The organism is Brevibacterium pityocampae (genome assembly GCF_039541555.1).
Classification (GTDB): Bacteria; Actinomycetota; Actinomycetes; order Actinomycetales; family Brevibacteriaceae; genus Brevibacterium; species Brevibacterium pityocampae.
The window spans coordinates 288,358-315,304 of the sequence record NZ_BAABGL010000006.1 but is presented as its reverse complement, the minus strand read 5'-3'; the positions used below and the strand labels follow the sequence as shown (position 1 = coordinate 315,304).

At 71.3% G+C, this 26,947-nt stretch carries 21 protein-coding genes; 13 read left to right on the top strand and 8 right to left on the bottom strand.

The annotated features are described in order from the left end of the window. The first annotated feature begins 20 nt into the window (after positions 1–20). The 9 genes from uvrA to secG all read left to right on the top strand — a co-directional run bounded on the left by uvrA (position 21) and on the right by secG (position 11,320). Positions 21–2,924 (top strand): excinuclease ABC subunit UvrA, encoded by a 2,904-nt coding sequence (uvrA, locus tag ABD883_RS07545; protein WP_345031121.1) that lies wholly within the window; start codon positions 21–23, stop codon positions 2,922–2,924. Continuing rightward, the gene (uvrC, locus tag ABD883_RS07540; RefSeq protein ID WP_295688711.1) at positions 2,911–4,857 is read left to right on the top strand and encodes an excinuclease ABC subunit UvrC; all 1,947 of its coding nucleotides are present in this window, start codon (positions 2,911–2,913) and stop codon (positions 4,855–4,857) included. The genes uvrA and uvrC overlap by 14 nt, the downstream gene beginning before the upstream one ends. Beyond that, positions 4,850–5,755: an RNase adapter RapZ gene (gene rapZ, locus ABD883_RS07535; RefSeq protein WP_265809595.1), complete on the top strand. Its 906-nt coding sequence runs from the start codon at positions 4,850–4,852 to the stop codon at positions 5,753–5,755. Before uvrC ends, rapZ begins: the two co-directional genes overlap by 8 nt. A 2-nt stretch (positions 5,756–5,757) precedes the next feature. After that, the gene (locus ABD883_RS07530; RefSeq protein ID WP_265809594.1) at positions 5,758–6,789 is read left to right on the top strand and encodes a gluconeogenesis factor YvcK family protein; all 1,032 of its coding nucleotides are present in this window, start codon (positions 5,758–5,760) and stop codon (positions 6,787–6,789) included. Positions 6,790–6,802: 13 nt separating this feature from the next. Continuing rightward, positions 6,803–7,786 carry a DNA-binding protein WhiA gene (whiA, locus tag ABD883_RS07525; protein WP_295688715.1) on the top strand — a complete coding sequence of 328 codons (984 nt, stop codon included), beginning with the start codon at positions 6,803–6,805 and terminating at the stop codon, positions 7,784–7,786. Between the two features lie 139 nt (positions 7,787–7,925). Further along, positions 7,926–8,933 (top strand): type I glyceraldehyde-3-phosphate dehydrogenase, encoded by a 1,008-nt coding sequence (gap, locus tag ABD883_RS07520; protein WP_247424799.1) that lies wholly within the window; start codon positions 7,926–7,928, stop codon positions 8,931–8,933. A 43-nt stretch (positions 8,934–8,976) separates the two neighbouring features. After that, on the top strand, positions 8,977–10,209 hold the full coding sequence (locus ABD883_RS07515) for a phosphoglycerate kinase (protein WP_295688720.1): 1,233 nt from the start codon (positions 8,977–8,979) through the stop codon (positions 10,207–10,209). A gap of 1 nt (position 10,210) precedes the next feature. Continuing rightward, entirely contained in the window at positions 10,211–10,999 is a 789-nt protein-coding gene (tpiA, locus tag ABD883_RS07510) for a triose-phosphate isomerase (RefSeq protein ID WP_345031114.1), read from the top strand. Between the two features lie 78 nt (positions 11,000–11,077). After that, the gene (gene secG / locus ABD883_RS07505; protein WP_137319763.1) at positions 11,078–11,320 is read left to right on the top strand and encodes a preprotein translocase subunit SecG; all 243 of its coding nucleotides are present in this window, start codon (positions 11,078–11,080) and stop codon (positions 11,318–11,320) included. Positions 11,321–11,413: 93 nt separating this feature from the next. On the opposite strand, the gene ABD883_RS07500 is transcribed toward secG, so the two are convergent. Genes ABD883_RS07500 through tkt form a run of 3 tightly spaced genes read right to left on the bottom strand, consistent with a single transcriptional unit; the run spans position 11,414 to position 16,220 of the window. Next, a complete protein-coding gene (locus ABD883_RS07500) occupies positions 11,414–13,033 on the bottom strand; it encodes a glucose-6-phosphate isomerase (RefSeq protein WP_137319762.1) in 1,620 nt (539 codons plus the stop codon). Beyond that, positions 13,030–14,145, bottom strand: coding sequence for a transaldolase (tal, locus tag ABD883_RS07495; RefSeq protein ID WP_295688726.1), 1,116 nt, complete (start codon positions 14,143–14,145; stop codon positions 13,030–13,032). Before tal ends, ABD883_RS07500 begins: the two co-directional genes overlap by 4 nt. Further along, positions 14,142–16,220: a transketolase gene (gene tkt, locus ABD883_RS07490; RefSeq protein ID WP_247424786.1), complete on the bottom strand. Its 2,079-nt coding sequence runs from the start codon at positions 16,218–16,220 to the stop codon at positions 14,142–14,144. The genes tal and tkt overlap by 4 nt, the downstream gene beginning before the upstream one ends. 223 nt (positions 16,221–16,443) lie before the next feature. Between tkt and ABD883_RS07485 the strand changes: the two genes are divergently transcribed. Together ABD883_RS07485 and ABD883_RS07480 are read left to right on the top strand one after the other, a co-directional pair. Further along, positions 16,444–17,367 (top strand): heme o synthase, encoded by a 924-nt coding sequence (locus ABD883_RS07485; protein ID WP_295688743.1) that lies wholly within the window; start codon positions 16,444–16,446, stop codon positions 17,365–17,367. A gap of 21 nt (positions 17,368–17,388) precedes the next feature. Further along, a complete protein-coding gene (locus tag ABD883_RS07480; RefSeq protein WP_295688727.1) occupies positions 17,389–18,180 on the top strand; it encodes a class I SAM-dependent methyltransferase in 792 nt (263 codons plus the stop codon). 1 nt (position 18,181) lies between these two features. Here the strand turns inward: ABD883_RS07480 and ABD883_RS07475 are convergent, their stop codons facing one another. The 5 genes from ABD883_RS07475 to ABD883_RS07455 all read right to left on the bottom strand — a co-directional run bounded on the left by ABD883_RS07475 (position 18,182) and on the right by ABD883_RS07455 (position 24,599). Then, positions 18,182–20,095: an ABC transporter ATP-binding protein gene (locus ABD883_RS07475; RefSeq protein WP_295688728.1), complete on the bottom strand. Its 1,914-nt coding sequence runs from the start codon at positions 20,093–20,095 to the stop codon at positions 18,182–18,184. Position 20,096: 1 nt separating this feature from the next. After that, entirely contained in the window at positions 20,097–21,830 is a 1,734-nt protein-coding gene (locus tag ABD883_RS07470) for an ABC transporter ATP-binding protein (RefSeq protein ID WP_345031108.1), read from the bottom strand. Positions 21,831–21,926: 96 nt separating this feature from the next. Further along, positions 21,927–22,898 carry a COX15/CtaA family protein gene (locus ABD883_RS07465; RefSeq protein ID WP_295688732.1) on the bottom strand — a complete coding sequence of 324 codons (972 nt, stop codon included), beginning with the start codon at positions 22,896–22,898 and terminating at the stop codon, positions 21,927–21,929. A gap of 10 nt (positions 22,899–22,908) precedes the next feature. Then, the gene (locus ABD883_RS07460; RefSeq protein WP_247424773.1) at positions 22,909–23,685 is read right to left on the bottom strand and encodes an ABC transporter permease; all 777 of its coding nucleotides are present in this window, start codon (positions 23,683–23,685) and stop codon (positions 22,909–22,911) included. Continuing rightward, on the bottom strand, positions 23,682–24,599 hold the full coding sequence (locus ABD883_RS07455) for an ABC transporter ATP-binding protein (protein ID WP_137319753.1): 918 nt from the start codon (positions 24,597–24,599) through the stop codon (positions 23,682–23,684). Before ABD883_RS07455 ends, ABD883_RS07460 begins: the two co-directional genes overlap by 4 nt. Positions 24,600–24,758: 159 nt before the next feature. On the opposite strand from ABD883_RS07455, the gene ABD883_RS07450 reads away from it, so the two are divergent. Together ABD883_RS07450 and sufB are read left to right on the top strand one after the other, a co-directional pair. Further along, complete coding sequence (locus ABD883_RS07450; protein WP_265809382.1) at positions 24,759–25,484, top strand: helix-turn-helix transcriptional regulator; 726 nt, start codon at positions 24,759–24,761, stop codon at positions 25,482–25,484. After that, positions 25,481–26,917 (top strand): Fe-S cluster assembly protein SufB, encoded by a 1,437-nt coding sequence (gene sufB, locus ABD883_RS07445; protein WP_295688735.1) that lies wholly within the window; start codon positions 25,481–25,483, stop codon positions 26,915–26,917. The genes ABD883_RS07450 and sufB overlap by 4 nt, the downstream gene beginning before the upstream one ends. The last annotated feature ends 30 nt before the right edge of the window (positions 26,918–26,947 follow it).

The window sequence follows — 26,947 nt, the reverse complement described above, 5'->3', positions numbered from 1 at the left end:
GGAATAGAGTGACCGATGTGATGGCAGAGCAGACCAGTGGGCGCGCCCGGAGCGCTCGAGGCGTGTCGCACCTCGACACGCTCCGGGTCGAGGGCGCGCGCGCCCACAACCTCAAGAACGTCGACATCGCGATCCCGCGGGACTCGCTCGTCGTCTTCACCGGGTTGTCCGGCTCGGGCAAGTCCTCGCTCGCCTTCGACACGATCTTCGCCGAGGGCCAGCGCCGCTACGTCGAGTCCCTGTCCTCCTACGCCCGGATGTTCCTCGGGCAGATGGACAAGCCCGACGTCGACCTCATCGAGGGCCTGTCCCCGGCGGTGTCGATCGATCAGAAGTCGACCTCGCGCAACCCGCGCTCGACCGTCGGCACGATCACCGAGGTCTACGACTTCCTCCGCCTCCTGTGGGCCAGGATCGGCGTCCCCCACTGCCCGACCTGCGGGGAGCGGATCACCCGCCAGACCCCGCAGCAGATCGTCGACCAGCTCCTCGAGCTGCCCGAGCGCACCCGATTCATCGTCCGCGCCCCGCTGGTCCGCGGCCGCAAGGGGGAGTTCGTCGACCTGTTCGCCGAGCTCCAGGCGAAGGGCTTCGCGCGCGCCGTCGTCGACGGCGAGCAGGTCCAGCTCAGCGAGCCGCCGGTGCTCGCCAAGCAGATCAAGCACCACATCGCCGCCGTCGTCGACCGCCTCGTCATCAAGGAGGGGATGCGCCAGCGGCTCACCGACTCCGTTGAGACCGCGCTCGCGCTCGCCGACGGCCGGATCGACATCGAGCTCGTCGACGACGGCACCGTGCGCACCTATTCCGAGCACATGTCCTGCCCGAACGAGCACCCGCTGACGATCGACGAGATCGAACCGCGGACCTTCTCCTTCAACTCGCCGTTCGGCGCATGCCCCACCTGCGACGGGATCGGGGTCAAGCTCCAGGTCGACGAGGTGCTCGTCGTCCCCGACGAGGACCTCAGCCTCGCCGAGGGCGCGATCGCGCCCTGGTCGGTGGGCAAGAGCACCGCGAAGTACTTCAACCGGCTCCTCGCCGGGCTCGGGGCGGACCTCGGCTTCGACATGGACACCCCGTGGGCGGAGCTGACGAAGAAGCAGCGCACCGCGATCCTCGAGGGCAAGGACCACAAGGTCCACGTCAAGTACCGCAACCGGTTCGGTCGCGAGCGCACGTACTCGACCGGCTTCGAGGGCGTCTACCAGTACATCCTCCGCAAGCACGGGGAGACCGAATCGGACCACGCGCGGGACCGCTACGAGTCCTACATGCGCGAGGTCCCGTGCTCCGCCTGCCAGGGCACCCGGCTCAAGCCGGAGGCGCTGAGCGTGCGCGTCGCCGGCCGCTCGATCGCCGAGGTCTCCGCGATGGCGCTCGACCAGGCCGGGGAGTTCCTCGGCGGGCTCGAGCTCAGCGGCCGCGACGCGGCGGTCGCCGCGCAGGTGATGAAGGAGATCCGTGCCCGCATCGGATTCCTCCTCGACGTCGGGCTCGAGTACCTCAGCCTCGATCGCACCGCCGGAACCCTGTCCGGCGGCGAGGCGCAGCGGATCCGGCTCGCCACCCAGATCGGCTCCGGGCTCGTCGGCGTCCTCTACGTCCTCGACGAGCCGTCGATCGGCCTCCATCAGCGCGACAACCGCCGCCTCATCGAGACCCTCGTCAAGCTCCGCGATCTCGGCAACACGCTCATCGTCGTCGAGCACGACGAGGAGACCATCGAGTCCTCCGACTGGATCGTCGACATCGGCCCCGGTGCCGGCGAGCACGGCGGCGAGGTCGTGTACTCGGGCCCGGTCGCCGGGCTCACCGACGCCGCCCGCTCGATCACCGGCGACTACCTCGCCGGGCGCCGCCGCATCGAGCTGCCCGGCAGCCGCCGCCCGGTCGACGCGAAGCGCGTCGTCACCGTCGAACGCGCCCGGGAGAACAACCTCCGCGACGTCACCGTGAGCTTCCCGCTCGGGGTCCTCACCGCCGTCACCGGGGTCTCCGGCTCCGGCAAGTCGACCCTCGTCAACGACATCCTCTACACCGAGCTGGCGAACAAGCTCAACAACGCCAAGCGGGTGCCCGGGCGCCACAAGCGGGTGCGCGGGCTCGAGCACCTCGACAAGGTCATCCACGTCGACCAGGGGCCGATCGGGCGCACCCCGCGCTCGAACCCGGCCACCTACACCGGCGTGTTCGACCACGTCCGCCGCCTGTTCTCGGAGACCGAGGTCGCGAAGGTCCGCGGCTACCAGCCGGGCCGGTTCTCCTTCAACGTCAAGGGCGGGCGCTGCGAGGCCTGCCACGGCGACGGCACGATCAAGATCGAGATGAACTTCCTCCCCGACGTCTACGTCCCCTGCGAGGTGTGCGAGGGCGCGCGGTACAACCGGGAGACCCTCGAGGCCCGGTTCAAGGGGAAGAACATCGCCGAGGTGCTCGACATGCCGATCGAGGAGGCCGCGGAGTTCTTCGCCGCGGTGCCCGCGATCGCCCGGCACCTCACCACCCTCGTCGAGGTCGGGCTCGGCTACGTGCGGCTCGGCCAGCCAGCGACCACGCTGTCCGGCGGCGAGGCGCAGCGCGTCAAGCTCGCCGCGGAGCTCCAGAAGCGCACCCGGGGGCGCACGGTCTACGTCCTCGACGAGCCGACCACCGGTCTCCACTTCGAGGACATCCGCAAGCTCCTCGGGGTGCTCCAGGGGCTCGTCGACAAGGGCAACAGCGTCATCGTCATCGAGCACAACCTCGACGTCATCGCCTCGGCCGACCACGTCATCGACATGGGGCCCGAGGGCGGTCGCGGCGGCGGCACGGTGATCGCCGAGGGCACCCCGGAGGAGGTCGCGCAGATCGCCGGCTCCTACACCGGCGAGTACCTGGCCGGGCTCCTCGGTCGACGGGCGGGCGGCAGTGGATCCGACTGAGTACCGGCCGCGGCCCGGCGAGATCCCGACCTCGCCGGGCGTCTACCGGTTCCGCGACCCGGACCGCCGGGTCGTCTACGTCGGGAAGGCGAAGAACCTCCGTGCCCGCCTGAACTCGTACTTCGCCAATCCCTCCGGGCTCCACCCGCGGACCTTCGCGATGGTCCACACCGCGGCCTCCGTCGACTGGACCGTCGTCGACACCGAGGTCGAGGCGCTCCAGCTCGAATGGACGTGGATCAACGAGTTCGAACCGCGGTTCAACGTCATGTTCCGCGACGACAAGTCCTACCCGTACCTCGCGCTCACCCTGCGCGACGAGTTCCCGCGCGCCTTCATCACCCGCGGGAAGCGCAAGCCCGGCGTCAAGTACTTCGGGCCCTTCGCGCAGGTGTGGGCGATCCGCGAGACCCTCGACCTGCTCCTCCGGGCCTTCCCCGTGCGCACGTGCACGCCCGGGGTGTTCCGGCGCGCCCAGCGCACCGGGCGGCCCTGCCTGCTCGGCTACATCGACAAGTGCTCGGCCCCCTGCGTGGGCCGGGTGACGCCGGAGGAGCACCGCGGCCTCGCCCGGAGCATCGCGGAGTTCATGGGCGGGAACACCGGGCGCTTCATCTCCGCGCGCAAGGAGGAGATGGCCGCCGCCGCCTCCGAGCTCGACTACGAGCGCGCCGCCCGCCTGCGCGACGAGATCGCCGCGCTCGAGAAGGTCCTCGACAAGAGCGCCGTGGTGCTGTCGATGAACGCCGACGTCGACGTCTTCGCCCTCGTCGCCGAGGAGCTCGAGGCCTCCGTGCAGGTGTTCCACGTGCGCGGCGGCCGGATCCGCGGGCAGCGCGGCTGGATCATCGAGCGCCTCCAGGAGCTCGGCCCCGCCGAGCTCATCGCCGACTCCCTCCGGCAGGCGTACACCGATGTCGAGCCCGAGGCGATCCCGCGCGAGATCGTCGTCGACACCCTGCCCGCCGATCTCGACACCGTCACCGCGTGGCTGACGGAGATGCGCGGGTCGCAGGTGAGCATCCGGGTGCCGCAGCGCGGCGAGAAGCGCGCCGTGATGGAGACCGTGGCGAAGAACGCCGAGCAGGCTCTCCAGCTCCACAAGACCCGCCGCGCCTCCGACCTCACCACCCGCAGCGCTTCGCTCACCGAGATCCAGCAGGCGCTCGACCTCGCGGAGCCGCCGCTGCGCATCGAATGCATCGACAACTCCCACACCGGCGGCCAGGACGTCGTCGGCTCGCTCGTCGTATTCGAGGACGGGCTGCCGAAGAAGCGCGACTACCGTCACTTCGCCGTCACCGGGGACGCCGCCCGCGACGACACCGCCGCGATGTACGACGTCGTGTCCCGCCGCTTCTCCCGCTACCTCGAGAGCCTCGTGTCCGCCGAGCCCGACGAGCGCTTCGGCTACCGCCCCTCGCTGCTCGTCGTCGACGGCGCGCTGCCCCAGGTGCACGCCGCGGTCGCCGCCCTCGAGGACCTCGGCATCACCGACATCGCCGTCGTCGGCCTGGCGAAGCGGCTCGAGGAGGTGTGGGTGCCCGGCGACGAGTTCCCCGTCGTGCTGCCCCGCAACTCCGAGGGCCTGTTCATGCTCCAGCGGATCCGCGACGAGGCCCACCGCTTCGCGATCTCCTACCACCGCAAGCGCCGGGGGAGGAGCATGCGGGCATCCGCCCTCGACGGCATCCCCGGGCTCGGCCCGGCCAAGCGCAAGGCGCTGCTCGCCCGGTTCGGGTCGGTCCGGCGGATCCGGGCCGCGAGTCCCGAGGAGCTCGCCGGAGCACCCGGGATCGGTCCGGCGCTCGCCGAGCGCATCCACGCCGCCCTCGGCCCGCCGGGGGCCGCAGGCGGGGACACCGGGGAGGACCCGGGATCGGATACCGTAGGAGCGGAAGCCACCGCAGCGGAAGGAAGCCCGGATGACTGAGCCGCCGGAGATCGTCGAGACCACCTCGCCCGCGACCGCACTCGAGGTGCTCGTGCTCACCGGGATGTCCGGGGCCGGACGCTCGACGGCGGCGAACGCGCTCGAGGACATGGACTGGTACGTCGTCGACAACCTCCCGCCGCAGATGATCGCCCCGCTCGTCGAGCTCGTCGCCCGGGCCGACGGCGCGCTGCCCAAGGTCGCCGTCGTCGCCGACGTCCGCGCCCGCTCGATGTTCTCCGAGCTCGAGCAGGTGCTCGTCGACTACGTGGACCAGGGGATCGGGATCCGCGTGCTCTTCCTCGACGCGAGCGACGAGGTGCTCGTGCGCCGCTTCGAATCGGTCCGCCGTCCGCATCCGCTCCAGGGCGACGGCACCCTCATCGACGGGATCGAGGCCGAGCGCCGCGAGCTCGCCCCGCTGCGCAACCGGGCCGACATCACCATCGACACCTCGGACCTCAACGTCCACCAGCTCCGCGCCGAGGTGCGCGCCGCCTTCGGCCAGGACGGCGCCGCTGCGCTCAAGCTCACGGTGATGAGCTTCGGATTCAAGTACGGCATCCCCAAGGACGCCGACCACGTCGTCGACGTCCGCTTCCTCCCCAACCCCTACTGGATCCCGCATCTGCGCGGCCTCAACGGCCAGGATGCCCCGGTGTCGGACTACGTGCTGTCCCAGCCGGGCGCCCTGAGCTTCGTCGACCGCTACCTCGCGCTCCTCGACATCATCGTCGAGGGGTACCTCAGCGAGAATCGCTCCTTCGCCACCATCGCGATCGGCTGCACCGGCGGCAAGCACCGCTCGGTGGCGATCAGCGAGCAGCTCGCCCGGCGCCTCGCCGACCGGACCGAGGCCTCGGTGAGCGTCCGGCACCGCGACCTCGGACGGGAATGAGCATGGACCCGCATCCCGGGCTGATCCGCACCGAGGAGCTGCCCCTCTACCTCAGCCGACCCGCCAAGCAGCCCTCCGGCGGGCCCATGATCGTGTCCTTCGGCGGCGGGCACGGGCTCTACGCCGCGCTGCGGGCCTTCCGGCTGCTGACCGAGAACCTCACCGCGGTCGTCACCGTGGCCGACGACGGCGGCTCCTCGGGCCGGCTCCGCGAGGAGCTCGGTGGGCTGCCCCCGGGCGACCTGCGGATGGCGCTCGCCGCACTCTGCGACGACGGCGAGTGGGGCCGCACCTGGCGCGACGTCATCCAGCACCGCTTCCAGTCCCGCGGTCCGCTCGACGAGCACTCCGTGGGCAACCTCCTCATCTCCGCCCTGTGGCAGCTCCTCGGGGACCACGTCGAGGGACTCGACTGGATGGCGCGGCTGCTGCGCACCCACGGACGGGTGCTGCCGATGTCCTCCGTCCCGCTCGTCATCGAGGCCGACGTCGCGCTCCGCCCCGGTGGGCCGACGAGCGTGATCCGCGGGCAGTCGCAGCTCGCCGCGACCCCGGGCCGGGTCGACCACGTGCGCCTCGACCCGCAGGCGCCGCCCGCCCGCCGGGAGACGATCGAGGCCGTGCGCGCCGCGCAGGTGCTCAACCTCGGACCCGGGTCCTGGTACACCTCCGTCATGCCGCACCTGCTCGTGCCCGAGCTCGCCGAGGCGATCGTCGCCTCGACGGCCTACAAGTGCCTCACCCTCAACCTGCCCGGGGCACAGGCCGAGACCGCGGACCTCACCCTCGTCGACCACCTCGAATCGCTCCACGCGCACGCCCCGGAGCTGCGCTTCGACGCCGTGCTCGTCGACAGCGCGGCGGCCGCCGACGAACCCGCGCTCGCCCGCGCGGCGGAGCGGCGCTTCGGGGCCCGGCTGTGGTCGCGGCCGCTCGAGTCCCGCCGGCCCCGCGCCCACGACAGCCTCAAGCTCGCGGCATGCTACCGTGATTTGCTCATCGACGCCGGAATCACTGTGGACGAGCAGTGGTGAGGAAGGAACTCCCATGGCATTGACCGCACAGGTCAAGGACGAGCTCGCTCGCCTCAGGATCACCCGCACCTCGGCGCGCAAGGCCGAGGTGTCGACCGTGCTGCGGTTCGCCGGGGCGCTCCACATCGTCGCCGGCTCGATCGTCGTCGAGGCCGAGCTCGACACCGGTGCCGTCGCCCGGCGCCTGCGCACCGAGATCAAGGAGCTGTTCGGCCACGTCGCCGAGGTCGTCGTCGTCGGCGCCTCCGGCATCCGCAAGGGCAACCGGTACCTCGTGCGGGTGAGCCAGGACGGTCCGGCGCTCGCCCGTCAGACCGGTCTCATCGACGGCCGGGGGAGGCCCGTGCGCGGGCTGCCCTCCGCGATCGTCAACGGCTCGCTCACCGACTCCCGCGCCGCCTGGCGCGGTGCCTTCGTCGCCCACGGCTCGCTCACCGAGCCCGGCCGCTCGGCGGCCATCGAGATCACCTGCCCCGGGCCGGAGGCCGCGCTCGCGCTCGTCGGCGCCGCCCGGCGCCTCGGGATCGGGGCGAAGGCCCGTGAGGTCCGCGGGGTCGACCGGGTGGTGATCCGCGACGGCGAGGCGATCGGCGACATGCTCACGAACATGGGTGCGGAGAGCACTCGGCTGGTGTGGGAGGAGCGGCGGATGCGCCGCGAGGTGCGCGCCACCGCCAACCGGCTCGCGAACTTCGACGATGCGAACCTGCGCCGCTCCGCTCGCGCGGCGGTGGCGGCCGGGGCGCGTGTCGAGCGCGCGCTCGAGATCCTCGCCGACGACGTGCCCGAGCACCTCCGCTACGCCGGGATGCTTCGGCTCCAGCACAAGCAGGCCTCCCTCGAGGAGCTCGGCCAGCTCGCCGAACCGCCGATGACCAAGGACGCGATCGCCGGCCGCATCCGGCGGCTGCTCGCGACCGCGGACAAGAAGGCCGAGGACCTCGGCATCCCCGGCACCGAGGCGAGCCTGACCCAGGAGATGCTCGAGGACTCGTGAGCCGCCCCGTGCCCGGATCGGTGCGGGGTGCGGGATTCATGTGATCTTCACTCGGATTCGACGCTCGGCTGGGGTTGTGTCCGCGGGTCTGACTAGGATGAAGCAGAACCGCCCCGAACCCCTTCAAGGAGGCACAGGCATGACCATTCGCGTGGGTATCAACGGATTCGGCCGCATCGGCCGCTCGTTCTTCCGTCAGGTCGACGAAGCAGAGAGTACGAACGTCGAGATCGTTGCGATCAACGACCTCACCGACAACGAGCACCTCGCACACCTGCTCAAGTACGACTCCGTGTGGCGGACCTTCCCCGGGGAGATCAGCCACGACGACGAATCGCTCACCGTCAAGGGTGAGCGGATCCGGGCCACCGCGATCAAGGACCCGAAGGACATCGACTGGGCCGGTCTCGGCGTCGACGTCGTCGTCGAGGCGACGGGCAAGTTCAAGACCGGGGAGGCCGCCGGCGCGCACCTCACCGCCGGTGCCAAGAAGGTCATCCTGTCCGCGCCCGGCAAGGACATCGACGGCTCGTTCGTCATGGGCGTCAACGACGACACGTACGATCCGGAGACGCAGCACATCATCTCCAACGCCTCGTGCACGACGAACTGCCTCGCCCCGCTCGCCAAGGTCCTCGACGAGGCCTTCGGGATCGAGTCCGGGCTGATGACCACGGTGCACGCCTACACCGGCGACCAGAACCTCGTCGACGGCCCGCACAAGGACCTGCGCCGGGCGCGCGCCGCCGCGATCAACATCGTGCCGACGACCACCGGCGCGGCGAAGGCCGTCGCGGAGGTCCTACCGAACCTCAAGGGCAAGCTCGATGGCTTCGCGGTGCGCGTCCCCGTGCCCACCGGCTCGCTCGTCGACCTGACCTTCACCCCCTCGCGCAGCGTCACGGTCGACGAGGTCAACGCCGCGGTCAAGGCCGCGACGACCGGTGAGCTCGAGGGCATCCTCGACTACACCGAGGACCCGATCGTGTCCTCCGACATCATCATGAGCGACTACTCCTCGATCTTCGACGCCGGCCTCACCCGGGTGCTCGGCTCCCAGGTCAAGGTTGTGTCGTGGTACGACAACGAGTGGGGATACTCGCAGCGTCTGCTCGACATGGTCGAGCTCGTAGGAAAGTCCCTCTGACCCGACCCGGCACCGGCCGGCAGCGGCACGACGAAAGGCAGCCATGAAGACCCTCGACACTCCCTCGCAGTACGCCGGGAAGCGCGTGCTCGTCCGGAGCGACCTCAACGTCCCGATGGACGGGACGACGATCACCGACACCGGTCGCATCGTCGCCTCCGCCCCGACGCTGAAGGCACTCGCGGAGGCCGGTGCGAAGGTCATCGTCATGGCGCACCTCGGCCGCCCCAAGGGGAAGCCCGAGGGCAAGTACTCGCTCGCCCCGGTCGTGCCGGTGCTGGCCGAGGCCGTCGGCCGTGCGGTCGAGTTCGCGTCCGACACCGTCGGCGAGGACGCGCGCGCCAAGGCCGCCGCCCTCGCCGACGGCGAGATCCTCCTCCTCGAGAACCTCCGGTTCAACCCGGGGGAGACTTCGAAGGACGAGGCGGAGCGGCGCGAGTTCGCCGAGCAGCTCGCCGCTCTCGCCGACGCCTACGTGTCCGACGGCTTCGGCGTCGTCCACCGGAAGCAGGCGAGTGTCTACGACATCGCCACCCTGCTCCCGGCCGCGGCCGGCGGGCTCGTCGCCGCCGAGGTCGAGGTGTGCGACCGCCTCCTCACCGATCCGGCGCGGCCCTACGTCGTCGTGCTCGGCGGCTCCAAGGTGTCCGACAAGCTCGGCGTCATCTCCCACCTCCTCGAGCGCGCCGACACCCTGATCATCGGCGGCGGGATGGTCTATACCTTCCTCGCCGCACAGGGGTATGCGGTGGGCAGGAGCCTCCTCGAGGAGGACCAGCTCGACACCGTGAAGTCCTACCTGTCCGACGCCGCCGAGCGCGGCGTCGAGATCGTGCTCCCCACCGACATCGTCATGGCGGAGTCCTTCGCTGCCGATGCGGAGCACTGGGTGCGCCCCGTCGACTCCCTCGAGGACACCCCGGCCGGTGCGCAGGGCATGGGGCTCGACATCGGCCCCGAATCCGCCGGCGCCTACGCGGAGCGGATCGCCGCGGCGCGCACCGTGTTCTGGAACGGCCCGATGGGCGTGTTCGAGTTCCCGGCCTTCGCGGCCGGCACCCGCGCTGTGGCCGAGGCCCTCACCGACGCCCACGGCGGCGTGGCCGACGGCCGCCTCACCGTGGTCGGCGGCGGCGACTCCGCCTCCGCCATCCGCAACCTCGGCTTCGCCGACGAGCAGTTCGGCCACATCTCCACCGGCGGCGGCGCGAGCCTCGAGTACCTCGAGGGCAAGACGCTGCCCGGCCTGTCCGTGCTGTCCGACGAGGAGCGCTGAGATGAGCACCGACCGGACCCTGCTGCTCGCCGGCAACTGGAAGATGAACCTCGACCACCTCGAGGCGATCTCCACCGTGCAGAAGCTCGCATGGGCGCTGCGCGACGCGAAGGTCGACCTCACGGCCGTCGACGTCGTCGTGCTCCCGCCGTTCACCGACATCCGCTCCGTGCAGACCCTCATCCAGGGCGACTCGCTCGACATGGCCTACGGCGGTCAGGACCTCTCCGCCCACGACGAGGGCGCCTACACCGGAGAGGTGTCCGGCCGCTTCCTGTCCCGCCTCGGCTGCAGCTACGTCATCATCGGGCACAGCGAGCGCCGTGAGCACCACGGCGAGACCGACGCGCAGGTCCGCTCGAAGGTCGAGGCCGCACTGCGCCATGAGCTCACCCCGATCCTCTGCGTCGGGGAGCCGCTCGAGGTCCGCGAGGCCGGCGAGCACGTCGCCCACACGCTCGACCAGCTCGCCGCCGCCCTCGACGACCTGCCGTCGGCAGACCTCGGCGGGCTCGTCGTCGCCTACGAGCCGGTGTGGGCGATCGGCACCGGGAAGACCGCGACCGCCGCAGACGCCGCAGAGATGTGCACCGCGCTGCGCGAGAAGCTGCGCGAGCTGCTCGGCGCGGACACCGCGCAGTCGGTCCGCCTCCTCTACGGCGGCAGCGTCAAGGCCGACAACGTCGCGGAGATCACCGAGCACCCCGAGGTCGACGGCGCTCTCATCGGCGGCGCGAGCCTCGACCCGGACGGCTTCGCCGCGCTGTGCCGGGCCGCGACCGCCCGGTAGGCGCGGTGCTCCACCGCCCGGTGGACGCGCCGCCGCCCCTGTCCGCACTCCCATCCGCTCTCTGTTAGGCTTGCCGTCGTGACTGTTCTGACCTGGTCCCTCACGGGCGTCCTCATCCTCACCAGCCTCTTCCTCATCCTGCTCATCCTGCTCCACAAGGGCAAGGGCGGCGGCATGTCGGACATGTTCGGCGGCGGGATGAGCTCGAACCTCGGCTCCTCCGGGGTCGCCGAGCGCAACCTCAACCGCTTCACCACGCTCGTCGCGATCATCTGGGGGGCCTCGATCGTGCTCCTCGGACTCATCGTCCGCTTCGAGTAGGACGCCCCACCTCGTACACGACGGAACCCCGGACCCTGCGGTCCGGGGTTCCGTGCGTTCGCTTGTCGCGTCCCGTCCGCTGCTGCGGCGGGCTCAGGCCTCGAAGCCGAAGGCGGCGAGGATCTGCTCGATGCCCTGGGCCCGGTCGGTGAGGTGGAGGCGGAGCACCGGACGGCGGCGCTCCCGCAGCACCCGTGCGTCCCCGGCGGCCTGCGCGGCCTGGAGCTGGCCGAAGGTGAAGTCGCGGCCGGGGATGAGGAGGTCGGCTCGCGAGTCCGCGGTGATCTGGAGGAAGACCCCGTTCGGATGACCGCCCTTGTGGTACTGGCCGGTCGAGTGGAGGTAGCGCGGGCCGAAGCCGAAGGTCGTCTGCAGGCCCGTGCGGAGCGCCGCGGCCTGCCGGATGAGTGCGGCGCGGGTGTCGCTCGTCCGGTCGAGGTAGGCCTGGATCGCGACGTATCCGTACTCCTCGGCGCTGTCGGCGAGCGCGCGCAGCGCGTCCTCGAGGGTGTCGGCGCCGTCGAGCAGCTCGGGCGGGCCGAACACCGCGACCGCCCCGTGCGTGAACGCGGGCCGTTCGGCACCGGTGCCGAGGCCCCCGTCGAGCATCTCGCGGGCCCCGGCCTTCGCCGCCTCGACGTCGGGCTGGTCGAAGGGGTTGATCCCGATGCTGTAGCCGGTGATCGCGGTCGCGTACTCCCACAGGAGGAACTGGGCACCGAGCGGCGCGTCGACGGCGCACGCGAAGCCGGACATCGGCTGGTGCTCGCCCTCGGCGCGGCCGATGAACAGGAGCATCGCGTCCGCCCCCGCGTCGACGAAGCCCGGGGCGTCGATCCCCTCGACGACGACGGGCAGGATGCCCTCGCCGTCCTTGCCCGTCGATTCCGCGACGAGCTGCTCGAGCCACGCCCCGAACCCGACGATCGGGCTCGAGGTGGCGGCGACGACGAGCTTCTCCGTGTCGCGGGCGTGGGCGACGCCGAGAAAGGCGCCGAGCTGGATCGCGGGATTCGTCGGCTCGTCGAGCGCGAGCGCCGGTGCGATCTCCTGGGCCTCGGCGAGCAGCGCGCCGATGTCCGCCCCGGCGAGGCCGGACGGGACGAGTCCGAAGGCGCTGAGCGCGCTGTAGCGGCCGCCGACCTCCGGGTCGGCGAGGAACACGCGGCGGTATCCGAGCTCGAGAGCGAGCTCGTGGAGCGGTGAGCCGGGGTCGGTGACGACGACGATCCGGGAGGCCGGGTCGATGCCGGCGGCCTCGAACGCGGAGGAGAAGGCGCGGCGGTGCGAATCGGTCTCCACCGTCGAGCCCGATTTCGAGGACACGACGAGCACGGTGCGGGAGAGGTCGGTGCCGATCGCCTCGGCGATCTGGCCGGAATCGGTGGTGTCGACCACCTCGAGAGGGACTCCTGCGGTGGCGCAGATGACCTCGGGGGCGAGCGAGGAGCCGCCCATGCCCGCGAGTGTGACGATGTCGACGCCCTCGGCAAGGAGCTCGGCGCGCAGCTCCGCGATCTCCGCGAGCAGACCGGTCGAGCTCGTCGGCAGATCGACCCAGCCGAGTCGGCGGGAGGCCTCGGGGGCCGCAGCGTCGCCCCACAGGGTGCCGTCGCCGACGCTGATCCGCGAGGCGACGTGGGCGGTGACGAGGTCGCGGACCTCGTCGTCGAACTCGGCGGGGGAGGGGTAACCGAAGTCGATGGGGCTCATGCGCGGGCTCCTTCCAGCTGGGTGCGGACCGTGTCGAGCAGCTCGGCCCAGCTCGCGTCGAACTTCTGCAGCCCTTCCGCCTCGAGCTGCTCCATCACCTCGGCGTAGTCGATGCCGAGGGCGGCGAGCCGATCGAACAGCGCGTTCGCCTGCCCGTAGCCGGAGCCGATCGTGTCCCCGCGCACCTCGCCGTGGTCGGCGAAGGCCTCGAGCGTCGCCTCGGGCATGGTGTTGACGGTGCCGGGCGCCACGAGCTCGCTGACGTAGAGGGTGTCGGGATAGTCGGGGTTCTTCGTCCCGGTCGACGCCCACAGCGGACGCTGCGGGTGCGCGCCGGCGGCCTCGAGCACTTCGAAGCGCTCGCTCGAGAACAGCTGACCGGCGATCTGGTGGGCCAGCCGGCAGTTCGCCACGCCCGCCTGCCCGCGCAGGCGCAGGGCCTCGTCGGTGCCGAGCGCGGTGAGCCGGCGGTCGACCTCGGTGTCGACGCGCGACACGAAGATCGAGGCGACGGAGTGGATGCCGGCGAGGTCGATGCCCGCCTCGCGCGCCCGCTCGAGGCCGCTGATGTAGGCCTCGACGACCTTCCGGTAGCGGTCGAGCGCGAAGATCAGGGTGACGTTGACGCTGATCCCGCGGGCGACGACCGCGGTGATCGCCGGCAGCCCCTCGAGCGTGGCGGGGATCTTGATCATGACGTTGGGGCGGTTGATCGCCTCCCACAGCCGGGTGGCGTGCGCGATCGTCGCCTCGGTGTCGCGGGCCGCGTCCGGCGGCACCTCGATCGACACCCGGCCGTCGACGCCCCCGGAGGCGCGGTACACCGGCTCGAGGATGTCGGCGGCCTTCGCGACGTCGTCGCAGGTGAGCATCTCCACCGCGGTCTCGAGGTCGACGCCGTCCCGGGCGAGGGGCGTGAGCTGCGCGGCATAGGCCTCGCTGTCAGCGAGCGCGGCGGCGAAGATCGTCGGGTTCGTCGTCACCCCCACCACCTGCTTGTCGGCGACGAGCGCGGCGAGGCTGCCGGAGGTGATCCGGGAGCGGGACAGGTCATCGAGCCAGATCGAGACGCCGGCGCGGGAGAGCTCGGCCAGGGGGGTGGTCATGGTCATCCTTTCGCTGCGGCGAGCGCGTCGTCGGCCGCTGTCACGACCGCCTCCGCGGTGATGCCGAACTCGGTGTAGAGCCGCTGGTAGTCGGCCGAGGCGCCGAAGTGCTCGAGCGACACCGCGCGTCCGTGGGTGCCGAGGTAGCGGTGCCAGCTCAGCGCGGTGCCGGCCTCGATGCTCACGCGGGCGGCGACCGCGGCCGGGAGCACCGACTCGCGGTACTCGGCGGGCTGGGCGTCGAACCACTCGTGGCTCGGCATCGACACGACGCGCACCGCGGTGCCGCGCTCGCGCAGCGTCTGCGCGGCCTCGAGGGCGATCGCGACCTCGGAGCCCGAGGCCATGACGATGACCTCCGGGGTGCCGGGGGAGTCGAGGAGCACATAGCCGCCGCGGGCGGCCCCGGCGGCCGGCGCGTACTCGCCGCGGTCGAGGACCGGGACGTTCTGCCGGGTGAGGATCAGTCCGGTGGGCCCGTCGGTGCGGTCGAGGATCCGTCGCCAGGCGACCGCGGTCTCGTTCGCGTCGGCCGGGCGCACGACGTCGAGACCGGGGATCGCGCGGAGCGCGCTCAGGTGCTCGACGGGCTGATGGGTGGGGCCGTCCTCGCCGAGGCCGATCGAGTCGTGGGTCCACACGAACACCGTCGGGAGCTCCTGCAGGGCGGCGAGCCGCACCGCCGGGCGCTGGTAGTCGCTGAACACGAGGAAGGTGCCGTTGTACGGGCGGGTGGGCCCGTGGAGCGCGATGCCGTTGCACGCGAGGCCCGCGGCGAACTCGCGGATCCCGAAGTGGAGGTTGCGGCCGTAGGGGTCGCCGGCGAACATGTCGGAGCTGCGCTCGGTGGGGAGGAACGAGGCCTCGCCCTTGATGAGCGTGTTGTTCGAGCCGGCGAGGTCGGCCGAGCCGCCCCACAGCTCCGGCAGCAGCGGGGCGATCGCATTGAGCACCTGACCGGACGCGGCGCGGGTGGCGATCCCCTTCGTCGAGGCCTCGAACACCGGCAGCGCCTCGTCGAGGCCGGCGGGGAGCTCGCGGGCGAGGAGCCGGTCGAGGAGCGCGGCGCGCTCCGGCTGGGCCTCGCGCCAGGCGGTGAAGCAGGCGTTCCAGTCGGTGTGCGCGCGGGCCCCGCGCTCCCGGACGGCGCGGGCGTGCTCGAGGACGGCGGGATCGACGGCGAACTGCTCGGCCGGGTCGAATCCGAGCAGGGTCTTCGTCGCCGCGATCTCCTCCTCGCCGAGGGCGGCGCCGTGCGAGGCGCCGGTGCCCTGCGCCGTCGGCGCGGGCCAGGCGATGATCGTCGAGAGCCGGATGAACGAGGGGCGGGGATCGGCCTGGGCGGCGTCGAGGGCGGCGGCGAGGGCGTCGATGTCCTCGCGGTACTCGGTGCCGCCCTGCGTGAAGTCGACGTGCTCGACGTGCCAGCCGTAGGAGGCGTAGCGGGCCGCGGTGTCCTCGGTGAAAGCGATCGAGGTGTCGTCCTCGATGGAGATCCGGTTGTCGTCCCAGATCACGATGAGGTTCCCGAGCTCCTGCGTGCCCGCGAGCGAGGACGCCTCGGAGGACACGCCCTCCTGGAGGTCGCCGTCGGAGGCGAGGACGTAGATGCGGTGGTCGAACACCGATTCGCCGGCCGGGGCGTCGGGGTCGAAGAGCCCGCGCTCCCGCCGGGCGGCCATCGCCATGCCGACGGCCGAGGCGAGCCCGGAGCCGAGCGGCCCGGTCGTGATCTCGACGCCGGCGGTGTGGCCGACCTCGGGGTGGCCGGGGGTCAGCGAGCCCCACTGGCGCAGCGCCTTGAGATCATCGAGCTCGAGGCCGTAGCCGGACAGGTAGAGCTGGACGTACTGGGTCAGGCTCGAGTGGCCGGCCGACAGGACGAAGCGGTCCCGGCCGAGCCACTGCGGGTCGGCCGGATCGTGGACCATCGTGTGCTGATAGAGGCAGTAGGCGACGGGCGCGAGGCTCATCGCGGTCCCCGGGTGACCGTTGCCGGCCTTCTGGACGGCGTCCGCGGCCAGCAGACGTGCGGTGTCGACAGCCGTGGAGTCCTTCGCGGACCAGGTCACAGGGCTCATGAGGGGGCATCTGTCCTTCTGCTCGGGGTTCGTCGACTCCGACTCTACCGGGTGGTCCGCAGTGTGCGGTACCGGTGTCCGGAACCACGGCGCGCGGACTGGCGCGGACGTCTACGAGGGGTAGAATGGTCGGATCCGGTGTCCAGAGGAAAGAGAACCCCTTTACGTGAGCAGCGACCAGCACAGCGCCGCCGAACAGGTGGAGCGTCCGCTCCGGCGGACGATCGACGAATCCCGACTCCTGGCGCGGACCGGCGGGCGCTCCCGCTTCATGGCCTTCGTCGCGCTCACCAAGCCGCGGGTCATCGAGCTCCTCCTCGTCACCACGGCACCCGTGATGTTCCTCGCCGCGCAGGGCCTGCCCAACCTCTGGCTCGTCCTCGCCACGCTCGTCGGCGGCTCCGCCGCGGCCGCCTCGGCCTCGGTGTTCAACTGCATCCTCGACCGCGACATCGACGCGAAGATGCGCCGCACCGAGAACCGCCCGCTCGTCACCGGCGAGGTGTCCCTGCGCGAAGCGATCGTGTTCGCCTTCGCGCTCGGCATCGGCTCGATCTTCTGGATGGGCGGTTTCACCAACTGGGTGGCCGCCGGTCTCACCGCCTCGGCGATCCTCCTCTACGTCGTGTTCTACACGATCATGCTCAAGCGCCACACCGCCCAGAACATCGTGTGGGGCGGCGCGGCCGGGTGCATGCCGGTGCTCATCGGCTGGTCGGCGGTCACCGGCTCGCTGTCGTGGGAGCCGCTCATCCTGTTCCTCGTCGTGTTCTTCTGGACGCCCCCGCACTACTGGCCGCTCGCCATCAAGTACAAGGCCGACTACGACGCCGCCGGCGTGCCGATGCTGCCCTCGAAGGTGCCGCCGACCTCCGTCGGCCGGCAGATCCTCGCCTACGGCTGGCTCATGGTCGCCGCGAGCCTCGCCCTCATCCCCGTCACCCCGATGGGCCCGGTCTACATCGCCACCGCGCTGCTCTCCGGCGCCTGGTTCATGTACCTCTGCTACGGGCTCACCCGCCGTGCGAAGCAGGGCTTCCAGGGCACCCAGCTGCGCGCGATGAAGGTGTTCCACGGCTCGATCACCTATCTGTCGGTGCTCTTCCTCGCGATCGCGATCGACCCCTTCCTCAACCCCTTCATCTGAGTTCACCCGTAGGATCGGGGCATGGAGACGTCGACGAAGGACTTCTGGGAGAACCGCCTCGCCGAGGACTGGACGGAGACGGGCGTGGGCTACCGCGCGCTCGGAGCGGCGTTCAACACCTGGATGTACCGGGTCAGGCGCGCGGTGTTCCTCCGCGAGATGGCCGCCGCTCCGATCGATCTCCCCACCGCCGAGGTGTTCGACATCGGCTCCGGCACCGGCTTCTACGTCGACCTCTGGCGCGAGCTCGGGGTCGCAGGGGTGACCGGCTCCGACATCACCACCGCCGCGGTGAACAATCTGCGCGGCCGCTTCCCGGACTCGGACTTCCATCCCTTCGACGCCGCATCCCCCGAGCTCCCGGTGCCCGCCGGCGCCTACGACATCGTGTCCGCGATGGACATGCTCTTCCACATCACCGACGACGCCGGTCACGCCCAGGCCCTCCGCAACGCCGCGCGCCTGCTGCGTCCCGGCGGGCTGTTCGTGTTCTCGGAGAACTTCCTCTTCGGCCCCGAGCAGCGCGGCCCGCGTCAGGTCAACCGGTCGATGCACACGATCGAGCGGGAGCTCGCCGCCGCCGGCCTCGAGCCGATCCGCCACACCCCGATGTTCGTCCTCATGAACGCCCAGGTCGACGCCCCCTGGCTGCGCCGCCGGGCGTGGGCGCTCGTCATGCGCACGGTCACCGCGGCCGGCCTCGGTGGGCTCGCCGGGCGCCTCCTCTACCCGCTCGAGATGCGCCTGCTCGCCTCCCGGCGCGAGGGACCGAGCACCGAGCTCATGATCTGCCGCAGGATCGAGCAGCAGTAGCTCAGTCCTCGATCCCGTCGAGCGAGCCGCCGGCGGCGAGCTGCGCGGCATGGAGCTCCGCATAGGCGCCGCCGCGCTCGAGCAGCTCCGCATGGCTGCCCTGCTCGACGATGTCGCCGTGGGCCATGACGAGGATCGTGTCCGCGTCCCGGATCGTGGAGAGCCGGTGGGCGATGACGAAGCTCGTCCGGCCCGCGCGCAGGGTCTGCATCGCCTGCTGGAGCAGGAGCTCGGTGCGGGTGTCGACCGAGGAGGTCGCCTCGTCGAGGATGAGCACGGTGGGCCGGGTGAGGAACGCGCGGGCGATCGTGATGAGCTGGCGCTCGCCCTGGGACAGGTTGCCGCCGTCGTCGTCGATGACGGTGTCGTAGCCGTCGGGCAGGGTGCGGACGACGTGGTCGACGTAGCACGCCTCGGCCGCCGCCACGACCTCCTCCCGCGTGGCCCCGGGCTTGCCGTAGGCGATGTTCTCCTCGATCGTCCCGCCGAACAGCCAGGTGTCCTGGAGGACCATGCCCATGTGCGAGCGGAGCTCGGAGCGGCGCAGCTCCGCGATGTCGACGCCGTCGAAGGTGATCCGGCCCGAATCGACCTCGTAGAAGCGCATGAGGAGGTTGACGAGGGTCGTCTTCCCGGCACCGGTGTGGCCGACGATCGCCGTCGTCGTGCCCGGCGCGGCGCGCAGGCCGAGGTCGGTGATGAGCGGAGAGTCCGAGGAGTAGCCGAAGGCGACGTGCTCGAAGGCGATCTCGCCGCGCGGGCGCTCGGGCAGGGTCGCGGTCCCGGTGTCCGGGGTCTCCTCCGGGTAGGACAGGAGCTCGAACACGCGCTCGGCGCACGCCGCCGCTGACTGGAGCTGCGCGGCCATCCCGCCGAGCTGCGCGAGCGGCTGCGAGAACTGGCGGGAGTACTGGATGAACGCCTGCACGGTGCCGAGCCGGAGCTGGCCGGAGGCGACCTGGAGGGCGCCGACGACCGCGATGCCGACGTAGACGAGGTTCCCGATGAACTGCATCGCCGGCATCATCAGCCCGGCGAGCATCTGGGCGGAGAAGGACGCCCGGTAGACGTCGTCGTTCTCCGCGTCGAAGAGCTCCTTCGTCACACGGTCACGGCCGTAGACGGTGATGAGGTCGTGGCCGGTGATCGACTCCTCGACGCGGGTGTTGAGCACGCCGGTGGCCTTCCACTGGGCTTGGAACTGCCGCTGCGAACGGACCCCGAGGAGTCCGATGACGAGCGCGGTGAGCGGCACGGTGATGAGGGTGACGAGGGTGAGCTGCCAGGACAGCGTGAACATCATCGCGAGGACGCCGACGACGGTGAGCAGGCTCATGACGATCTGCCCGAGGGACTCGCTGAGCACCTGGTTGAGGTTGTCGAGGTCGTTCGTCAGCCGGGAGAGCACGTCGCCGCGCTTCATCCGGTCGAAATGCGACAGGGGGAGCGCGTGGATCTTCGACTCGACATCCTCGCGCAGCCGGTACATCACCCGCTGCACGACGGAGTTGAGGATCCGGCTCGCGAGGAACATCACGAGGGATCCGAGCAGGTACACCGCGAGGGTGAGCAGCAGCGTCCGGCCGAGCGCGGCGAAATCGATCCCGGCACCGGGCACGATCTCCATCGCTGCGACCATGTCGGCCATCGTCGTGTCGCCGGCGGCGCGGAGATCGGCGACGACCTCGGCCTGGGACCGACCGCCCTCCATCCGGCCGGACACCCAGCCCTCGTAGACGAGGTTCGTCGCCTGACCGAGGACGAGCGGGCCGAGGACGGTGAAGACGATGCCCACGGCGTTGAGCACCACGGCGCCGACGACGGCGAGGGTGAAGGGACGGAAGCGGCCGAGCAGGCGCTTCATCGTCGGCCCGAAGGCGCGGGCCTTGGAACCCGGGGCGTCCTCCATCGACATCTCAGACCCCCTCTCCGGTCGCGGCGGCGGCCTGCGAATCGATGATCTCCCGGTACACCGGGTTCGACTCCGCGAGCTCATCATGGGTGCCGAGGCCGACGATCCGGCCCTCGTCGAGGACGAGGATGGCGTCGGCGTCGCGGGCGGTCGCGATCCGCTGGGCGACGATGATCATCGTCGCGTCGACGTCCCGGGCGAGCGCGGCGCGCAGCGCCTTGTCGGTCGCGGTGTCGAGGGCGGAGAAGGAATCGTCGAAGACGAGGATCCGAGGTCGCCCGACGAGCGCGCGGGCGATCGCGATCCGCTGGCGCTGGCCGCCGGACAGGTTGGTGCCGCCCTGGGTGAGCTCGTGGTCGAGCCCCTCGGGGAGCTCGCGGACGAAGTCCGCCTGGGCGGTGTCGAGGGCCGCCCACATCTCCTCCTCGCTCGCCCCGGGGGCGGCGAAGCGCAGGGTGTCGGCGATCGTGCCGGAGAACAGGTACGCCTGCTGCGGGACGAAGCCGGTCTGCGCGTGGAGCACAGCGGGAGCGAGTGCGCGGATGTCCGTGCCGCCGATCCGCACCGTGCCGGCGTCGGCGTCGATGAGGCGCACGACGAGGGAGGCGAGGGTGGTCTTGCCCGAACCCGTGGCCCCGACGATCGCGAGGGTCGACCCGGCCGGGACCCGCACGTCGATTCCGCTGAGGACCGTCTCCTCGGCGCTGGGATAGCGGTACTCGACCCCGGACAGCTCGACCTCGCCGGGCGCCGGGGTGTCGGTCCGGGTGCCGGAGAAGTCGATCGTCACCGGGGAGTCGACGACGTCGAGGATGCGGCCGGCGGAGACCGCGGCGCGCGGGATCATCATCGCCATGAACGAGGCGATCATCACGCCCATGAGGATCATGAGGAGGTACTGGATGAAGGCCATGAGGGTGCCGACCCCGAGCATGCCCCCCTGCACCTCGAACGCGCCGAACCACACGACGGCGGCCGAGGCCGCGCCGATGATGAACATCACGAGCGGGAACATCAGCGAGAACAGCCGGCCCACCCGGAGGTTGGCGTCGGTGACCGCGAGGTTGGCCTCCCCGAAGCGCTGCGCCTCGGCCGGCTCGCGGACGAAGGCGCGGATGACCCGGATCCCGGTGAGCTGCTGGCGGGTGACGGAGTTGAGGGCGTCGATGCGCTCCTGCATGACGGCGAAGGACGGGACCATGCGGGAGACGATGAACGCCATGACGACGCCGAGCACGACGACCGTGACGACGACGATCCACGACAGGCGGAAGCTCTCGGCGAGGGCCATGACGATCCCGCCGAGCGCCATGAGCGGTGCCATGACGAGCATCGTCGCGCTGAGCACGATGAACTGCTGGACCTGTCGGATGTCATTGGTGTTGCGGGTGATGAGGCCGGCGGCGGAGAAGCGGGAGACGTCCTGGTGGCCCATGTCGACGACGTGGTGGAAGACGTCGCGGCGGAGGTCGCGGGCAGCGGACATCGCGCACTTCGCGCCGCAGTAGATCGCGATCCCGTTGCACCCGAGCTGGAGGACGGCGACGACGACCATCCAGCCGCCGTAGGCCCACACCGTCGGCACGTCGCCGCGGGCGACGCCCTCGTCGATCATCCGCGCATTGAGCGTGGGGATGAGGAGCAGGCCGAAGGACTGGAGTGCCTGGAACACGACGACGCCGAGGAGGAGCCCGCGGTAGTCGAGGAGGTATCTGTTCAGGAGCGCGAGGAGAGGCACCCGGACATTCAAGCAGACCGCGCCGTCGTGCGCTCACCGGTGGCACCCAGGTAGGGCATGGGATGGCTCACGGCGGCGGTGGCGGGCCGGCTGCGGTCACACCGTCTGGTGGACCGCCTGCGGGGAGTCCGGGACGGCGGTGGCCGGCAGCGGCGCACGGCGGTAGCAGGCGTCGACGACGGCGACGGTCGCGGCGATGACGAGGCAGGCGCCCACGAGGTGGAGGGCGACGGCGGCGATCGGCAGGCCGGTGAAGTACTGGAAGTAGCCGATCGCGCCCTGCGCCGCCTCGACGAGGAGGAGCACGGTGAGCGCACGGGACAGCTCGCTCAGCCCCTGCCGTGCGGACAGGATGCGGGCGAGGACCGTCGCGCCGATGAGCAGCCAGACCGGGATCGCGTGGAGGCGGGAGATCATCACCGTGTCGAGGCCGTTGCGGGCACTGATGACGTCCCCGGCATGCGGGCCGGCCCCGGTGACGAGGACGCCGAGGAGCACGATGACGACCATGAGCCCGCCGATCGCCCAGCACAGGCCGCGCAGCAGCGGGGTGCCGAGCGGCCGGGGGTCCCGGCCGGAGTCCGCGGTGCGGCGCACGAGGTAGGCCGACGCGCCGACGGCGATCGCCGAGGGGATGAAGTGGGCGGCGACGATCCACGGGTTGAGCTGGGTGCGCACGGTGAGGCCGCCGAGGAGCGCCTGGAAGGGCACCACGGCGGTGAGCCAGAACGTCAGCCAGAAGAGGTCGGGGCGGGTCCTGCGGAGGCGCCACAGGAGGACGAGGATCGCGACGCCGAGCAGTCCGAGCGCGACCCCGAGCAGCCGGTTGCCGAACTCGATGTAGCCGTGGATGCCCATCTCCGGGGTGTTGACGAGGGACTCGTCGGTGCACATCGGCCAGGTCGGACAGCCGAGCCCGGAGCCGGTGAGCCGCACGAGCGCACCGGTGACGATGATCGCCGACTGGGCGAACAGCATCGTCCACGCCGCGGCGCTCACGAGCCGGGTGACGGTGGCGGGCTGCCAGCGGGAGCCGGCGGGCGGTGCGGGGGCTGCGGGGGTCGTCATGCGGGCCATTCTACCGTCCGTCGAAGTCGAAGAAGCGGCGGGCCGCGAGCAGCCCGAGGAGCGTCCAGGCGAGCATCACCGCACAGGCGCGCAGGTCGATCGCGCCGTCGAGCACCGCGCTGCGCATGGCATCGCCGAGCGCCCCCGAGGGCGTCCACGACACGAGCCGGCCCCACAGCCCGTCGTGAGCGACGACGAGCCCGCCGACCGAGGCCATGAGCACCCACAGGAGGTTGGCGAGCGCGAGCGTCGCCTCTGCGCGCAGGGTCCCGGCGAGCACGAGCCCCCAGGTGAGCATGACCGCCGTCCCGAGCAGTCCGGCGACGACGACGGCGAGGTGGGCGACCGGGGCGGTGATGCCGAGGACGAGGGCGATGCCGCCGAGCAGCGCGAACTGGACGGCGACGACGAGGAGCACGGCGAGCAGCTTGCCCCAGATCAGGCCCGTGGTGCCGAGCGGGGTGGTGGCGAGCTGGCGGAGCACACCGTAGCGGCGGTCGAACCCCGTGGAGATCGCCTGCCCGGTGAAGGCAGTCGAGGCGATCGCGAGGCCGAGCACCCCGGAGGTCGCGACGGCGACGGGGGAGTGGCCGCCGATGCCGAGGCCGAGCACGTCGAGGATCCCGGTGAGGGACAGCCCGAGGAGCACGATGATCGGGAGCACGAGGGAGAGGAGGAGCTGCTCGCCGTTGCGGAGGATCGAACGCGCCTCGAACCCGGCCTGCGCGAGGATGCGCCGGGAGGCCGGGGAGGCCGGGGAGGAGGGTGTCGTCGCGGGCTCCGTCATCGCAGGCTCCTGCCGGTGAGCTCGAGGAACACGTCGCCGAGGGTGCGCCCGTGCAGGGAGAGGTCGTCGACCCGCACCCCACGGGCGGCGAGCTCCGCGGTGAGGCCGGCGAGCGCGGCCGGGCCGATGTCGCCGGACACGGTGAGCACGGGGCCGTGGACGGTGACGGTGCCGAACGCCTCGAGCGCGGCGGCGAGCCCGGCCGGGGCGTCGCCGGGCAGGCGCATCCGCAGGCTGTGCGCGCCGTCGGCGGCGGCGGTGAGCTCGGCCGGTGTGCCCTGGGCGATGACCCGACCGTGGTCGATGATCGTCACGGTGTCGGCGAGCGCCTGCGCATCGGCCATGTCGTGGGTGGTGAGGACGACGGCCACGCCGTCGGCGCGGAGCTCGCCGATGACCTCGTGCACGACGAGGGACGCCTGCGGGTCGAGGCCGGCGGTGGGCTCGTCGAGGAACACGAGGCGCGGACGGCCGACGAGCGCGGCGGCGAGCCCGACCCGCTGGCGCTGCCCGCCGGACAGCCGGCGGATGGTGCGGTCGGCGAAGCCGGTGATCCCGAGCCGCTCGGCGAGCGCGGTGACATCGAGCGGGTCCGCGTACATCCGGGCGAGGTGGGTGAGGACCGCGAGCGGCCGCGCGGCCATGGGCAGCCCGCCGTCCTGGAGCATGACCCCGGTGAGCCCGGCGGTGCGGGTGTGCTCGGCCACGGGGTCGGCCCCGAAGATCCGGACCGTGCCGCGCGCCGGGCGCAGGAGGCCCACCGCGCAGGCGATCGTCGTCGACTTGCCGGCGCCGTTGGGGCCGAGCACCGCGTGGACGCGCCCGGCGTCGGCGGTGAGCGAGATCGATTCGAGCGCGGGCCGGGCCCGGTAGTCGAAGCCGAGCCCGGTCAGGCTCAGGGGTGCGGTCGTCACGGTCGACCAGTGTACGCGTGGCCCCGCTCCGGGGAGCGCCCGGGCCGCGACGGGTCCGCGACCGGGGCTTAGGCTCGCCTTCGTTTACAGTGGAATAGATTACGCAACAATTGTCTTGTATAACGCAGAGCACCACCCTCGGCACCCGGAAGGAGAACCATGTCATCGCATGCCATCGCCCGGTCCGAGGACGCCCGCACCCGCCAGCGGGTGCTCGGCGCGGTGCTCGATCTCGGTCCGGTGAGCGCCTCCGGCGTGGCGAAGGTCATGGACCTCACCGCCGCGGCGATCCGCCGCCACTTCGACGCCCTCGAGGCCGACGGCCTCATCGAGGTCCGCCGGCTCGCCGGGACCCGGGCCGGCCGGGGGCGGCCCGCCCGGCAGTACGTCGTCACCGCGCAGGGCCACGAGCTGATCAGCCACACCTACGACGACCTCGCCGTCGATGTCCTCGGCTTCGTCGAGCGGCGCTCCGGCCGCGAGGCGGTCGCCGAGTTCGCCGCCGAGCACGTCGCGGAGCTCGGGCAGCGCCTGCGGGCGCGCACCGAGCGCCCCGAGCCGACCGTCGTCGGCCGGGCCCGGCAGCTCGCCGCCGCGCTGTCCGCGGAGGGCTTCGCGGCCTCGGCCTCGCCGGTCGCCGTGGGCACCCCGCTCGAGGCGATCCAGCTGTGCCAGGGCCACTGCCCGATCCAGCACGTCGCGAAGGAGTACCCGGAGTTCTGCGAGGCGGAGCTCCAGCTGTTCGCCGAGCACCTCGACGTCGACGTCCGCCGCCTGTCCACCCTGGCCAACGGCGACCACGTCTGCACCACGCACATCCCGACCTCGGTCCTCAACCGCCCGTTGATCGACCAGACCGACCGCAACCAAGGAGGCTCACGGTGACCGATACCACCGAGACCAACCCGATCCTCGAAGCGAACCCCGAGCTCAAGGACATCGGCAACTACGCCTACGGCTGGCACGACTCGAACGACGCCGGCGCCGCGGCGCAGCGCGGCCTGAGCGAGGACGTGGTGCGCAACATCTCCGCCCTCAAGGAGGAGCCGGAGTGGATGCTCCAGCGCCGCCTCAAGGCCCTCAAGCTGTTCGAGAAGAAGCCGATGCCCAGCTGGGGCGCCGACCTCACCGGGATCGACTTCGACGACATCAAGTACTTCGTGCGCTCGACCGAGGGTCAGGCGCAGTCCTGGGAGGATCTCCCCGAGGACATCAAGAACACCTACGACCGGCTCGGCATCCCGGAGGCGGAGAAGCAGCGGCTCGTCGCCGGCGTGGCCGCGCAGTACGAGTCCGAGGTCGTCTACCACAAGATCAACGAGGAGCTCGAGCGCCAGGGCGTGATCTTCCTCGACACCGACACCGCGCTCAAGGAGCACCCCGAGCTGTTCGAGGAGTACTTCGGCACCGTCATCCCCTCGGGCGACAACAAGTTCTCCGCGCTCAACACCGCGGTGTGGTCCGGCGGCTCCTTCATCTACGTCCCCAAGGGCGTCCACGTGGAGATCCCGCTCCAGGCCTACTTCCGCATCAACACCGAGAACATGGGCCAGTTCGAGCGCACGCTCATCATCGCCGACGAGGGCTCCTACGTGCACTACGTCGAGGGCTGCACCGCGCCGATCTACAAGTCCGACTCGCTCCACTCGGCGGTCGTCGAGATCATCGCGAAGAAGGACGCCCGCGTGCGCTACACGACCATCCAGAACTGGTCGAACAACGTGTACAACCTCGTGACGAAGCGTGCGATCGCGGAGTCCGGCGCGACCATGGAATGGGTCGACGGCAACATCGGCTCGAAGGTCACCATGAAGTACCCGGCGATCTGGATGACCGGCGAGCACGCGCGCGGGGAGACCCTGTCCGTGGCCTTCGCCGGGACCGGCCAGCACCAGGACACCGGGGCCAAGATGGTCCACGCCGCACCGAACACCCACTCCTCGATCGTGTCGAAGTCGGTCGCCCGCAACGGGGGACGGGCCGGCTACCGCGGTCTCGTCCACGTCCACCCGGGGGCCAAGGGCGCGTCGAACACCGTGCTGTGCGACGCCCTGCTCGTCGACAACATCTCCCGCTCCGACACCTACCCCTACATCGACATCCGCGAGGACGACGTATCGCTCGGACACGAGGCGACGGTGTCGAAGGTGAGCGCCGACCAGCTGTTCTACCTCATGAGCCGCGGCCTCGAGGAGACCGAGGCGATGGCGATGATCGTGCGCGGCTTCATCGAGCCGATCGCCCGCGAGCTCCCGATGGAGTACGCCCTCGAGCTCAACCGGCTCATCGAACTGCAGATGGAAGGCGCGGTGGGCTGAGCCGGCCGTCCGCGCCCGGCCCCACCCCGT